The organism is Flavobacterium sp. NRK F10 (assembly GCF_024054235.1).
Lineage (GTDB): Bacteria > Bacteroidota > Bacteroidia > Flavobacteriales > Flavobacteriaceae > Flavobacterium > Flavobacterium sediminis.
This window is the reverse complement of record NZ_JAMXLC010000001.1, coordinates 2,452,178-2,466,605: the sequence shown is the minus strand read 5'-3', so window position 1 is coordinate 2,466,605 and position 14,428 is coordinate 2,452,178. Positions and strand designations below refer to the sequence as shown.

General features: G+C 35.7%; 12 protein-coding genes. 2 read left to right on the top strand and 10 right to left on the bottom strand.

From position 1 onward, the window contains the following. Positions 1 to 14 precede the first annotated feature (14 nt). The 4 genes from NHF50_RS11130 to NHF50_RS11115 all read right to left on the bottom strand — a co-directional run bounded on the left by NHF50_RS11130 (position 15) and on the right by NHF50_RS11115 (position 6,816). Complete coding sequence (locus NHF50_RS11130; RefSeq protein ID WP_109569732.1) at positions 15 to 704, bottom strand: hypothetical protein; 690 nt, start codon at positions 702 to 704, stop codon at positions 15 to 17. A gap of 228 nt (positions 705 to 932) precedes the next feature. Then, a complete protein-coding gene (locus NHF50_RS11125; RefSeq protein WP_252776466.1) occupies positions 933 to 1,562 on the bottom strand; it encodes a hypothetical protein in 630 nt (209 codons plus the stop codon). Beyond that, positions 1,562 to 5,008 carry a methylmalonyl-CoA mutase family protein gene (locus NHF50_RS11120; protein WP_252776464.1) on the bottom strand — a complete coding sequence of 1,149 codons (3,447 nt, stop codon included), beginning with the start codon at positions 5,006 to 5,008 and terminating at the stop codon, positions 1,562 to 1,564. The genes NHF50_RS11125 and NHF50_RS11120 overlap by 1 nt, the downstream gene beginning before the upstream one ends. Positions 5,009 to 5,121: 113 nt before the next feature. Next, positions 5,122 to 6,816 carry an acyl-CoA synthetase gene (locus NHF50_RS11115; protein WP_252776462.1) on the bottom strand — a complete coding sequence of 565 codons (1,695 nt, stop codon included), beginning with the start codon at positions 6,814 to 6,816 and terminating at the stop codon, positions 5,122 to 5,124. Between the two features lie 278 nt (positions 6,817 to 7,094). Between NHF50_RS11115 and NHF50_RS11110 the strand changes: the two genes are divergently transcribed. Both NHF50_RS11110 and NHF50_RS11105 read left to right on the top strand, forming a co-directional pair. Further along, positions 7,095 to 7,835: a DUF4197 domain-containing protein gene (locus NHF50_RS11110; protein WP_109569728.1), complete on the top strand. Its 741-nt coding sequence runs from the start codon at positions 7,095 to 7,097 to the stop codon at positions 7,833 to 7,835. A 137-nt stretch (positions 7,836 to 7,972) separates the two neighbouring features. Then, the gene (locus NHF50_RS11105) at positions 7,973 to 9,214 is read left to right on the top strand and encodes an MFS transporter (protein ID WP_252776460.1); all 1,242 of its coding nucleotides are present in this window, start codon (positions 7,973 to 7,975) and stop codon (positions 9,212 to 9,214) included. On the opposite strand, the gene NHF50_RS11100 is transcribed toward NHF50_RS11105, so the two are convergent. The 6 genes from NHF50_RS11100 to NHF50_RS11075 all read right to left on the bottom strand — a co-directional run bounded on the left by NHF50_RS11100 (position 9,211) and on the right by NHF50_RS11075 (position 14,412). Further along, on the bottom strand, positions 9,211 to 9,417 hold the full coding sequence (locus NHF50_RS11100; RefSeq protein ID WP_109569726.1) for a putative signal transducing protein: 207 nt from the start codon (positions 9,415 to 9,417) through the stop codon (positions 9,211 to 9,213). The two genes, NHF50_RS11105 and NHF50_RS11100, sit on opposite strands and share 4 nt — an antisense overlap. 11 nt (positions 9,418 to 9,428) lie before the next feature. Next, a complete protein-coding gene (locus NHF50_RS11095; protein ID WP_308219318.1) occupies positions 9,429 to 10,016 on the bottom strand; it encodes a DEAD/DEAH box helicase in 588 nt (195 codons plus the stop codon). Positions 10,017 to 10,075: 59 nt separating this feature from the next. Beyond that, positions 10,076 to 11,239, bottom strand: coding sequence for a sigma-54 dependent transcriptional regulator (locus tag NHF50_RS11090; RefSeq protein WP_252776458.1), 1,164 nt, complete (start codon positions 11,237 to 11,239; stop codon positions 10,076 to 10,078). A gap of 119 nt (positions 11,240 to 11,358) precedes the next feature. Further along, the gene (locus NHF50_RS11085) at positions 11,359 to 12,183 is read right to left on the bottom strand and encodes a mechanosensitive ion channel family protein (RefSeq protein WP_252776456.1); all 825 of its coding nucleotides are present in this window, start codon (positions 12,181 to 12,183) and stop codon (positions 11,359 to 11,361) included. Between the two features lies 1 nt (position 12,184). After that, positions 12,185 to 13,489, bottom strand: a complete 1,305-nt coding sequence (locus tag NHF50_RS11080; RefSeq protein ID WP_252776453.1) for an ABC transporter permease — start codon at positions 13,487 to 13,489, stop codon at positions 12,185 to 12,187. Beyond that, on the bottom strand, positions 13,489 to 14,412 hold the full coding sequence (locus NHF50_RS11075) for an ABC transporter ATP-binding protein (protein ID WP_109569722.1): 924 nt from the start codon (positions 14,410 to 14,412) through the stop codon (positions 13,489 to 13,491). The genes NHF50_RS11080 and NHF50_RS11075 overlap by 1 nt, the downstream gene beginning before the upstream one ends. Positions 14,413 to 14,428 lie beyond the last annotated feature (16 nt).

The following is a 14,428-nucleotide window of genomic DNA, read 5'->3' as shown; positions in this document are numbered from 1 at the left end:
TTACTTTGTTTAAATTAATAACACCCCCAACTACATGATGCGTAATCCCACATAACATTTGCAGCAGGGTTTGTTGCTATCCAATAAACCCAATCAACAATATTTTTGTCTTTATATTTGTTTCCCATACAAATATTAACACACATTTCCCAACAATTGAACCCCGGACAATCAGGATTTCTAACTTTCATAAATTGCTCTTCATACTTCACGATAGAAAGAGTAATTAAAACATTCTTAACTTCTTCTTGATCTTGAAAATTATCTATTACAAATTGCTCATATTCTAAAGCCTTTTGAAGACGATCATTTTCAACAATACTATTAAAATAGCTTTCTAAAATAATTTCTTCTTTTTCATTCAAATCAAATTCCGTATACGAATATTTACTCATTTCATTTTCTACAAATAAGTCAAAAGTCTCTTTACTCCCGGATGATTCTTTAACTTCTACAAGTTTCTCTGAAATTTTATCTAATGAGTTATATAACTCTAATCCTAAATAATCATAGCTGTTATCTTTGTTTTCAATTTCTGAATAAGATTCTCTTAACATATTAGAAAGAGATGAGTTTTCAATACTCTTAAGAGCAGTTCTAAGATCTGAATACTTATCTTCTTCAGATACATTATTTTCACAAGAATAAAATGTAACAACAGTTAAAACTAAAACTGATGTAAAAAATAAAAACGATTTTTTCATTATTCTTTTAAATTTAAATTAATCTTGTAAAGATATACACAAGTTAACAGCACTCGGATACAGATTTTCTGTACATTTTGTTAAAATTTTCGGTTAATAGCCAGCTCTTAAAATATCAATTACGTCCATCATTTTTAACAAAAAACAAAGAATAACAGAATATAATAACTATTAAGTACTATGTATGCCTCTTTTGCTGAAATCATGTCGTCATAAATTTTAAGAGAACTACGAATCCAATTCTTTTTCAAATTGCTTTTTTACTTCATCGTAGCTGATACGACTGGCAGTAGAAGTCGAATTTAAGACTACACAATCGATAATTCTCCCGTATACACTGATCTTAAAAGTGGTACCTGAATTTAGCGTTTTAGGAACAGAACCAATTATTTCAATCTCTTTTGTTTGATTGATGTACTTTAAAAATGCTTTAGCTGTACTATTCTGAGATGAATATCCGGGTAGTACTATTTTCTTCAATTCCGGATGTTTTTTCAGTATTAGCAGAATATCCTGAAATGTAGTTATTTCTATGGCTGTATCTAAGGCACTGGTTCCTTTTCGAAGAATTGTTTTTCCTAAGTTCTGAACTCCTGCATTCAGTTTCTGCATAATAGAAAATCGCTCTTCAACAGCTTCTTTTTCTGAAACAATAGGAACAGTAAGGTTAACTTTTGCTATTTCTGCCAGGATCTTCCAGAAACGGTTTATTTTATTGGGATAATAAAAAGGATAATCCCAACGTTTCGCATGAGGTGGAAAACTGCCCAATATTAAATAATACATAGGAGACACATCCCGATACCACTTAGGATGTGTCTCTTTTATTCTTTCATTGCTTCCGCTATGGGTGCTCATTACATATTACGTCTATACTGCCCGCCTACCTCAAACAAAGCAGTCGTAATTTGTCCTAACGAACAAACTTTAGTGGCTTCCATCAATTTTTCAAAAATATTCTCATTTTGAATCGCTGCACTCTGAATGTCTTCAATCTGAGCTTTTACCTCAGTTACTTTAGCTTTTTGCAAATTGTTCAACGTGGCAATCTGGAATTGTTTTTCTTCTTCTGTTGCACGAATAACTTCAGCAGGAATTACAGTTGGCGAACCTTTTGAACTTAAGAATGTATTCACTCCGATGATCGGGAACTCTCCGGTATGTTTCAAAGTTTCATAATACAAGGATTCTTCCTGGATTTTCGAACGCTGATACATCGTTTCCATTGCTCCTAATACACCGCCGCGTTCTGTAATTCTGTCAAATTCCGCTAAAACAGCTTCTTCAACTAAATCTGTCAGTTCTTCAATAATAAACGAACCTTGGATCGGGTTTTCATTTTTAGCCAATCCTAATTCCTTATTGATGATCAACTGAATCGCCATTGCTCTACGCACAGATTCTTCTGTTGGCGTTGTAATAGCCTCATCATACGCATTCGTATGCAATGAATTACAGTTATCATAAATAGCATATAACGCTTGTAAAGTGGTACGAATATCATTGAAATCAATTTCTTGTGCATGTAACGAACGACCTGAAGTTTGAATATGATACTTCAACATCTGTGCTCTTTCATTTGCTCCGTATTTATTTTTTAAAGCTTTAGCCCAGATTCTTCTGGCTACACGTCCGATCACTGCATATTCCGGATCAATACCATTAGAGAAGAAGAACGACAAGTTCGGCCCGAACGCATTGATATCCATTCCTCTGCTTAGATAATACTCAACGTAAGTAAATCCATTAGCCAATGTAAATGCTAATTGAGTGATCGGATTTGCTCCTGCTTCTGCGATATGATATCCCGAGATAGAAACCGAATAGAAATTACGAACATTTTTTCGGATAAAATATTCCTGAACATCACCCATTAAGCGCAAAGCAAATTCTGTAGAAAAAATACATGTATTTTGTGCCTGATCTTCTTTTAAAATATCCGCCTGAACCGTTCCGCGTACTTGTGATAATGTTTTTATCTTAATTTCATTATATACCTCAGTCGGTAAAATCTGATCTCCTGTTACTCCTAAAAGCAGTAATCCTAATCCATCATTACCTTCCGGTAAATCACCATTGTATTTAGGTCGGTTTAACCCTTTATCATCATATAGCGCTTTCAGTTTTTCTTCTACCAAATGCTCTAATTCATTTTCTTTGATGTATTTTTCACAATTCTGATCAATAGCCGCATTCATAAAGAAGCCTAATAACATAGGTGCCGGACCGTTGATAGTCATGGAAACAGAAGTTGCCGGATGACTTAGATCAAAACCTGAGTATAATTTTTTAGCATCGTCCAAACAACAAATCGAAACTCCTGCATTACCGATTTTCCCGTAAATATCAGGACGTAAATCCGGATCATTCCCATACAAAGTAACCGAGTCAAAAGCGGTTGATAAACGCTTAGCCGGCATTCCTAAACTTACATAATGAAAACGTCGATTGGTTCTTTCAGGTCCGCCTTCACCGGCAAACATACGAGTCGGATCTTCTCCTTCCCGCTTGAACGGATACAAACCTGCAGTAAACGGAAATTCTCCCGGCACATTTTCCTGTAAACACCAATGCAATACATCGCCCCAAGCCTGATATTTAGGCAAAGCGATTTTAGGAACCTGCGTATGCGAAAGTGACTCACTATGCGTTTTAATTTCGATAACTTTATCTCTAACTTTAAAGCTATAAACCGGATTTTTATATTTGTTTACTTTTTCATCCCATGTTGTGATGATTTCCCAATTGTATGGATCTAAATTCATTTTTACACGGTCGAATTCTTTAAACAATAAGTCTAAAAATTCTTTATTACCATTATTAGCTACGTTGAGAATCCCTTCTTGATTCAATCCGGTTTTCTCCAAAAGAGATTTCTCACTTTCGCTCGAAATGGTAGCTACACTACAAATCGTTTTGAAAATTCCGTATAATTTTTGCGCTACTTCTTTTTGCGACAAAGCACGCTCATCATAGCTTCTGTTGTTTTCTGCAATTTCTGATAAATAGCGGGTTCTATGCGGCGGAATTACAAATACTTTTTCACTCATTTCTTTGGTAATCGCAAAAGTCGATTGTAGATCAACACCTGTTTTTTCCGCTACTTTATCCATAATGGCCTTGTACAACGAATTCATTCCCGGATCGTTAAATTGTGAAGCAATCGTTCCGAAAACCGGCATATCGTCCGGTGTTTTATCCCAAAGGTTGTGGTTGCGTTGGTATTGTTTTTTCACATCACGAATAGCATCTAAAGCACCTCGCTTGTCAAACTTGTTCAAGGCTACTAAATCAGCAAAATCCAACATATCAATTTTTTCCAATTGAGTAGCTGCTCCGAATTCCGGAGTCATGACGTATAAAGAAACGTCGGAATGATCTAAAATTTCCGTATCACTCTGACCGATACCTGAAGTTTCCAGAATAATCAAATCGTATTTAGCGGCTTTTAATACCTGAATCGCTTCAGCCACATATTTGGATAGTGCTAAATTCGACTGGCGCGTAGCCAAAGAACGCATATAGACTCTTGGATTATTGATCGCGTTCATACGAATTCTATCCCCTAACAAAGCTCCTCCTGTTTTACGTTTTGAAGGGTCTACTGAAATTAATCCGATTGTTTTTTCTGGAAAATCGATTAAAAAACGACGAACCAGTTCGTCTACCAATGACGATTTACCTGCGCCGCCGGTACCGGTAATTCCTAACACCGGAATTGTAGTTTCTTTATTTTCCTGATGGATTTTATCTAAAGTGTCTTTCGCAATTTCCGGAAAGTTCTCTGCTGCTGATATCACTCGCGCAATAGCTCTGCTGTTTTTTTCTGTCAAATGATTAACCTCTCCGTTCAAATGATCTCCTACCGGAAAATCAGCTCGTTGCACCAAATCGTTAATCATTCCCTGAAGTCCCATGGCGCGACCGTCATCCGGTGAATAGATCTTTTCTATTCCGTATTCGTGTAATTCTTCGATTTCCGAAGGAAGGATCACTCCGCCTCCACCGGCAAAGATTTTAATATGACTTGCTCCTTTTTCATTCAGCAAATCAAACATATATTTTAGATATTCTGTATGTCCTCCTTGATAAGAAGTCATTGCAATAGCATTCGCGTCTTCCTGAATAGCAGTATTCACGACTTCTTCCACACTTCTGTCATGTCCTAGGTGAATCACTTCGCATCCGGTAGACTGAATAATTCTACGCATAATGTTAATGGCTGCATCATGTCCGTCAAACAAAGACGCTGCCGTAACAATTCTTACTTTATTTTTAGGCTGATAAGGTTGTACCTGTTCCATTTTTAGTTTTTGTTATTTTGGGTCTGCAAGGTAATCAATTATTACGTTTTCGTAAAATATTTAACGTAAACAAAGCTTTGCTTTAAGGCTTTATCAATAATAATTTCATTTTGTTATTTAGAATAGAAAAATTCGCTATCTGATCCGGATTGTTTAGCCTTATTTTCTGCTTCTGATGCTCTGAGTTCTACACGTCGTATCTTACCGCTGATCGTTTTAGGCAACTCGGCAACAAATTCAATGATCCTTGGCATTTTATATGGCGCCAGATAACTTCTGCTAAAGGTAAAAATGTCAATTGCTAAATGTTCCGTAGGTTCGTGTTCCTGATGTAAAACTACAAATGCTTTTACCTCATGTCCTTTAATAGGATGTGGTGAGCCTACCACTGCCGATTCTATTACGGCATGATGTTCCAGCAAAACACTCTCTACTTCAAATGGTCCGATACGATAATCAGACGCTTTAATTACGTCATCGTCACGACCTATAAACCAAATATAACCTTCCGCATCCCGATAAGCCTTATCTCCGGTATAATACAACCCACTGTGAAAGGCTTTTGCTTCTCTTTCTTTATCAAAAAGGTACCCTTTAAAAATTCCGTTAGCTGTTTCACCTCGTTCCATTCGTACACAAATATTTCCTTCTTCGTTATCCGGCAGAATATTACCATCGTTGTCTGCTATGACCACATCGTATAAAAAAGTTGGTTTTCCCATAGATCCGAATTTTACCTTTTGTCCCGGTAAGTTTGCAACCATACAGGTACTTTCAGTTTGCCCGAAACCATCTCGAATGAGAACTCCGGTTGCGTCTTTCCATGCCTCTATGATTTCCGGATTTAAAGGTTCGCCCGCTGCCACACATTCTCTTAATGAAAAAGGATAAGACTTAACATCCTCTTGAATAAACAAACGCAAAACTGTTGGCGGCGCACATAAAGTGGTAATTTTATGCTTTGAAATCAGTCCAAGTGTGGTTGCGGCATCAAAACGATTGTTTGTATGATACGCAAAGATCGCTGCGCCAACATTCCAAGGAGCAAAAAAGCTACTCCAGGCAAATTTAGCCCAACCCGGCTGTGAAATATTATAATGTACATCGTTTTCCGTTAACCCTATCCATGTTGTTGTCGTTAAATGCCCTACCGGATATGAAAAATGAGTGTGGCACACAATTTTAGGCATACCTGTTGTTCCGGAAGTAAAGAACATAAATAAAATATCATCCGCTTTGGTAGCCACAGCTTCGGCCACTGTACTTTCTTTTTCAATATCTTCCAGAGTATACCATCCTTCTCTGACACCATCGCAAATAATCTTCACCGGGATTTTAGATCCGGAAAACGCTTCAGCTTCATCTGTTTTGTGGGCATTATTCATATCTGAAATAATGACTTTAGGTAATGTTTTTTCAAAGCGATAGGCTAAATCCTGAACTCCCATGATCGTCGCTGTAGGAATCATTTGCAAACCTCCCTTAATAGTTGCTAATGTTGCAGCCCAGCTAATGGGCTGCAACATCAACTGTGTTAAAATGATATCGCCCTGCTCAACGCCTTTATTTCGTAAAAAATTGAGTAGTTGATTACAGTTTTGACTCATTTGAAGATACGAATAAGAAACTGTTTCCTCCCCGTCTGTCCATAACAAAGCTGTTTTATCCGGCGTATTTTTTACATGAATGCCTTCAAATATTTCGGAAGCCCAATTAAAATATTCGGGTTTATCAATTGTTATGTTTTCCAGTTGTTCAAACGTTCTGTTTTGTATAATTTGAGTAATTTGCTTAAACGTATTTTTCATTTTTTACAGTTAATTTGGTTCGTTTTATATTTATTCTTGTATTAGCTTTATAAAACTATTAAAAATTTATCTATATATTTTTACAAAATTCATTTTAACACCACAATATATAGTATTTTAGCAATATTTAACATTTTTTACATTCATTCGTACTTTAACAACTTACTAAGAACCTTAGTATACAGAATTTATTATTTTTGATCTATTAATGAATTCATGAATATTGGCATACTTCATGATATACAATTGAAAAAATGTTTAACCATAAATGGTATCTGATGAAAAAAATTATTTTTGCTTTAGTTCTACTTCCTGTATTTTCAAACGCTCAGTTTAAAGATTTATTAAAAAAAGCGGAAGAAAAACTAAATTCAACTACTTCTACTACATCTTCCACTTCCGGGATTTCTCTAAGCAATACTGATATCAGTGCTGCACTTAAAGAAGCTTTAAACAAAGGAGTTTCTGAACAAGTGACAAAACTTACCGCAGTAGACGGATTCTATAAAAACGAAGCGGTAAAAATTTTGCTTCCGGATGAGTTACAAAAAGTAGATGCTACTTTGCGTAAAATGGGAATGAGCGACCTGGCTGACGAAGGAATTAAATCGCTGAACCGGGCTGCTGAAGAAGCTGTAAAGGAAGCAACTCCTATTTTCACTAATGCTATTACTTCCATGTCTATAACGGATGCTAAAGATATTTTAATGGGAGAAGAGAATGCCGCCACCACTTATTTAGAAAATACAACTACAACAGATCTGTATGCTAAATTTAATCCGGTGGTAAAAGAATCATTAGGAAAAGTAGGTGCTGATGCTATTTGGAGTAAGATCATTACAAAATATAACGGCTTACCTTTTGTTTCCAAAGTTAATCCGGATCTGAACGATTATGTTACTCAAAAGGCTTTATCAGGGGTTTTTACGATGATAGCTGTAGAAGAAAAAGAGATCAGAAGCTCTATTGACTCCAGAACAACTGAATTACTTCAAAAAGTATTTAAATTACAAGATTAAAATATAGGGTCATTTATCTGTCCGTATTCAACAGACCATTTTTTTAATGGTCTGTTTTTTTATTGCTTTTGTATAAAATAGTATTACCAACCTATTGTTTAACTTACTATTTTTATGGTATTCTAATGTTGTAAAATATGCCTTTATTCAATTATCGCTTTATAGAATTGATCGCTTCCAAAACCAAGTTTAAGAAAAGGTTCAAAAATCTTGGTTTATCGGCACAGCACAGAATACTATTAGCTACAGCTCTTTTCTTTTTCGGAATGGGTTTTTGCTTTGCCAGTTGGGCAAGCAGGATCCCTGACATCAAAACTTTTTTAAATTTATCCGAAGCAGATCTTGGATCACTCCTTTTTGCAATTCCTGTGGGACAAATTCTGGCAATGCCCTTTTCCGGCAAGGTGGTAACTCGCTATGGCAGTAATAAGATCGCTATTTTCGGTTTATTGTTATATGCTTTTTTCTTAATTATCGTCGGACTTTCAGACACGGTTTACAGCTTAGCCCTCAGTTTATTTTTCTTTGGTTTCTTTGGTAACTTCTGCAATATTGCTGTCAACACACAGGGAGTTGTCACCCAACAACTGTTAAACAAACCGATTATGGGAAGTTTTCACGGTTCCTGGAGTTTAGCAGGATTTAGCGGTGCTCTTTTTGGTCTTTTCATGATTTCTTTGCATTTAAGACCATTTGTTCATTTTATCTTGGTCTTCTTAATTATAGTATTGATCGTTCTCTTTAACGGTTCTTGGTTAGTTAAATCAAAAAAAGTTAAAAAAGAAGACCAAACGGATAGCGCTTCAAAAAACAGCTCCTCCTTTTTTAAAATTTCTGATTCCAATTTAATCTGGTTCGGAATCATTTGCTTTTGTGGTATGGCTAGTGAAGGGATAATGTTTGACTGGAGTGGTGTTTATTTTAAAGAGATCATAAAAGCTCCGGAAAACTTAGTTATATTAGGCTATACTTCTTTTATGATCACAATGGCATCCGGAAGATTCTTAAGCGATTATTTAGTCGTTAAATTCGGTTCTAAAAAAGTACTTATCTATAGTGGTATTGCTATTTCAACAGGTTTATACATTGCTGTTTTGCTTCCCCATTTAATCAGCTGTACTTTAGCATTTATGTTAGTCGGTTTCGGCGTAGCCAATGTTGTACCGATCATGTTCAACGCTGCCGGAAGATCAGAGAAAGTTGCTCCCGGAATTGCTCTGACAATTGTTTCCGGTATCAGTTTTTTAGGTTTTTTAATCGGGCCACCTGTAATAGGTTTTATCGCTGAAGCAACCAGCTTAAAGTATTCTTTTGCCTTAATCGGAATTTTCGGTTTTCTGATCGCCTTGATTGTAAGTCGTCTTAAAATTTCTTTTTAAAGTTTGTCAAGAATATCTTTTATTTTTTCATATTCTTCTTCTGTAACATACAATTCAACTGCTGCATCTGTATTCCCGAAGCCGGCCAGTCTGGCAGATTCATACCCATTTTTCACAATAGGTTCTATTCCTCTTTCTTCTAATTGTTGCTTTACGGCTAAAGCTTCAATCTCGCTTCCTGAAAATATTTTAATTTCTTCCATAACTTACATTTTTATTCCATTTCATAAAATAGAGGTTCTCTTTCTTCGTCGTTTAAAGCTACTGTTTCTACTCTTTCTGTGATCTGCGAACAAAAGAACAATCGCTGCCCTTTTTCCATACTTGACAACAACCTTAATATAATTGAATCGTATCGGCTTTTAAGCATACTGTCCAGATCGTCAAATGCTATAATTTGTAGTTTATTGACATTATATCCGGCTCCGGAAAACATTTGGTTCAAACGGTTAGGTGTACCTATTAAAACATCTATTCCGGCAGAAATCTCATTTTTATCCTCGTCAATATCCGTTTTATCATGGGTACTAAAAATACGAAGTTTATTGTACTTATTTAACTTCTCAAACAGTTCACCTATTTCCAGTACTTTCTGCTTATCCTCTACCATGATCAAAGCACGGGGCGATTCTTCTGCCGGTTCTTTCAGTTTTTGAATGATATTCAGTACTAATGTTGTTGTCTTTCCCGTTCCTTTCAGACTTTGAATAACTAAATCTGTTCCGCTCTTTATCGGTGAAAAAGTTTCCTGTTGCAATTCATTGGCTTCCGTAAAACCGTTTTCTACTAAAGCTTTTTGCAAATTTGTATTTATCTTTTTGAGTTGCATTTATTCTGTTACTGATGAATTGTACTTATAATTTACTTGGAAGCGAATAATTTTACATCTTGTTCAGAAATTTCATTTCCTCCCAAAATAATCAATCGCTCCACCACGTTTCGTAATTCACGTATATTACCTGTCCAGTCATACTCCTGTAGCAATTGAATCGCTTTATCTGAAAAAGACTTAACCGATGTTCCTTGTTCACCTGCTATTTTCTCTGCAAAATGTTCCAAAAGCTTCGGAATATCTTCCCTTCTATCATTCAGTGCCGGAACTTTAATTAAAATAACAGCTAAACGATGGTATAAGTCTTCCCGAAAACGTCCTTCCTCAATCTCTTTTTTCAGATCTTTATTCGTTGCTGCAATTACTCGTACATCAACTTTAATATCTTTGTCAGCCCCTACTCTCTGGATCAGATTTTCCTGTAGGGCTCTTAATACTTTGGCCTGTGCCGGCAAGCTCATATCTCCTATTTCATCCAAGAAGATAGTACCTCCGTTAGCCGTTTCAAATTTTCCGGCCCGATCCTTTACCGCAGATGTAAAAGCTCCTTTTATGTGCCCAAACAATTCACTTTCAATCAACTCAGACGGAATGGCAGCACAATTTACCTCAACTATCGGCTTTGCCGAACGGTTACTTTTTTCATGCAACTGATGTGCCACTAATTCTTTTCCGGTTCCGTTAGGTCCCGTAATCAAAACCCGGGCATCTGTCGGAGCAACTTTATCAATCATTTCTTTAATTTGATTGATAGCATCGCTATCCCCTATCATTTCATAATTCTTGGAAACTTTCTTCTTTAGAATTTTATTTTCAACTACCAGTTGTTTCTTATCTAATGCGTTGCGTACGGTATTGAGTAAACGGTTCAGATCCGGTGGTTTTGAAATATAATCAAATGCTCCTAAACGCATAGTGTTCACCGCTGTTTCCAGATCGCCATGCCCGGAAATCATGACCATAGGAGTTTCGGGTTTTATTTTTTTTACGGCTTCCAGTACTTCAACCCCATCCATCTTCGGCATTTTTATATCACAAAGCACTAAATCGTAATCTTCGTTTTTGATCTTTTCGACACCTTGTAAGCCATCTTCTGCTTCTTCCACTTCATAAGTATCACTTTCTTCAGAAAGAATCTTACTTAACACACGACGAATTGCGGCTTCGTCTTCTATTACTAGTATTTTAGGCATTTATTATTTTTTTTAGACTTTACTCAACGGGGATAAAGTTAGTAAAAAAGTAAGAGAATGTAAATCCTACCTTATATAAGCTACTGAAACTTTCCGGGCTAAATGATTGCTCTGAAAATTTAATTAATGATATGAATATCTCGTTGCGGGAAAGGTATTTCAATTTTATTTCTTCGGAACGCTTCGTCGATCTTAAAACGAATTTCACTTTGAATGATAGGGCTTTCCATACCATTTTGTACGTAAAAATACACTGAAAAGTTAAGTGATGAATCGCCAAAGTCTTCAAAAAGTACTAAAATAGATTTAGTTGTCACCACTCCGTTTACTCCTTCTACACATTGCTCCAATATTTTTTTAACCAAATTGACATCACTCCCGTAAGCTACACCTACAGAAACCTGCTCGCGATTAATCTTAGAATTTTGTGTCCAATTGAACAACGGATCAGTCATAAACTTATTGTTAGGAATGATCATGATGCGATCGTTACGGGTCTTCATACGGGTACTTCGTAATTTAATTTCTGTAACCTGACCTACTTTACCATCAACTTCAATAATATCTCCTACGTGTAACGATTGGTCTAAAATCATTAAAATTCCGGAAATAATATCCTGAAAAAAAGTTTGCAACGCAAAACCTATCCCAACAAAAACGGCAGCTGAAGCTGTTAAAAACACATTAATGTTTACCCCCGAAGAATGTAGTGTAAACATTACTGCTATAATATAGGCTATATATTTAATGAATTGAAAGACACTGACAAACTTGTTCTTATCTTCTAACGGTAACCTTCTTGTTATTAAATTCCGAATGAATCGCAGGGCATAGGTTGTAAAAACAAGTGCAAAAATTAACAACAATAGATTCCATACGGTAAAATCAACTTTATCCGTATCGATCAACTTGAATGAAAGAAAGTCAATTATTTGCTTTCGCATATTAATATTTCAGCCATTTATACAATTCTTTCCAGGTCGGACGTTTGCCGTACATCAATATTCCTACTCTGTAAATCTTAGACGCAAACCACACTACTAAAGTAAAGGTAGCAAATAATAATACCATTGACAAAATAATTTGCCATGGCGGTACTCCAAACGGAATACGCATCAGCATTACGATAGGCGAAGTAAACGGGATCAAGGAGAATACCGTTGCAACCGTACCATGAGGATCATTAATAACCGTAAAGAAACCAATATAAACCCCTAACATTAACGGCATGATGATAGGTAACAAAAATTGTTGCGAATCGGTCTCGGAATCTACAGCCGCTCCGATAGCAGCGTACAAGGAGCTGTATAAGAAATAACCGCCGATGAAATAAATTATAAATGAAACGATCATTAACCCTAAAGGCAAATTCATGATTTCGTTAAAATACAATTGCATTTTAGACAAATCTGCTGATTGTTTAGCCATTTCTACTGCTGCCGGGTCAACAGAACCAGACCCTAATTCCAAGCCTAAAAAGTTTTTAGCTACAAAAGCCAAAATAAGTCCGACTACCACCCATATTAAAAATTGCAAGATTCCGGCTAAGGAATTCCCGATGATCTTACCCATCATCAATTGGAATGGTTTTACAGAAGAAATGATAATCTCAATAATACGATTGGTCTTTTCTTCAATAACACTTCGCATAACAAAATTTCCGTAAATGATAATAAACATCATAATCAGATATCCCATCACACCTCCGATAGCTATCTTGATCTCATTCAATCCTTTTAAACTTTCTTCTCCGGAGAATTTTGATAATTTCAAAGTTGAATTTGCTTTTGCTTCTTCAATTTTATCGGCATCAAATCCCAACTTCTTTAATTTATCTGATGTTAATGCTGAATCTACAACAGTTTCCACATTTGATATAAATTCAATACTCGGGCTATCTTCTGATATGTATTCTACTTTGTCTTTTAATTGCTGAATAGAATCCACCTTAGGAATATACAATAGTCCTTCATAGCTTTTACTTGCTGTATCTTTAGCTGTTTCAAATGGCATCGCCGACAAATCAGTATAGGCAGTAAATTTATCACTTTTAAAATCCCCTTTTAGGTAACCGGCTTCGTCATGAATCGCAATTTTTGTCACCGAATCTTTATTCATTGAAGCCAAAACGCCTATTAAGACTCCCATTCCAACAAATAAAAGCGGACTTAAAAAAGTCATTACAATAAATGATTTATTGCGCACTTTTGCGACAAATTCTCTTTTTATAATAAGGAATAATTTTTTCATTATTTGCTGCTTACAGTTTGAATAAATATATCGTTAACACTTGGAATCTTTTCTACAAAATGAGTAACCTGCCCGAAAGCAGTTAAAATTTCCAACAACTCATTTGATTTATGTTCGCCTAACTGCACTTCCAGTTTCAGATCATTGTCTAAAGATTTAAAATCCGTTTGCCCCACTGTAAACTTTTGAGTCAACTGATACATTAAACCTTCAACATTATTAGTCAAAATACCGACCTGAAACGTGTTGCTTCTGAACTGGCGTTTAACATCCGTTAATTTCCCTTCCAGCAGTTTATTTGATTTATTTATTAAAGCAATATGATCACACATTTCTTCCACACTTTCCATTCGGTGGGTTGAAAAAATAACGGAAGTTCCTTTTTTATTCAATTCTATGATCTCGTCTTTAATTAAATTAGCATTGACGGGATCAAATCCTGAAAAAGGTTCGTCTAAGATCAATAGCTTGGGTTGGTGCAATACCGTTACAACAAACTGTATCTTCTGTGCCATCCCTTTTGATAATTCCTGGATCTTTTTATTCCACCAGTCTTCTATTTCAAATTTTTCGAACCAATATTTTAGCTGTTTCTGTGCTTCTTCTTTTGACAATCCTTTTAACTGTGCTAAATACAAACATTGTTCACCGACTTTCATGGTTTTGTACAACCCTCTCTCTTCCGGCAAATATCCAATATGTTGAATATGTTCCAAATTTAGCTTTTCTCCATCCAGCAGAACAGTTCCGCTATCCGGGATCGTTATTTGATTAATGATTCGGATCAATGAAGTTTTTCCAGCCCCGTTAGGTCCTAATAATCCATAAATACTTCCTTTAGGGACTTGAAGCGAAACATTATTCAAGGCTGTAAAATCACCATATTGTTTCACTACATTTTGAACGTCAAGAATATTGTTCATTACAGTATTTTAGTTT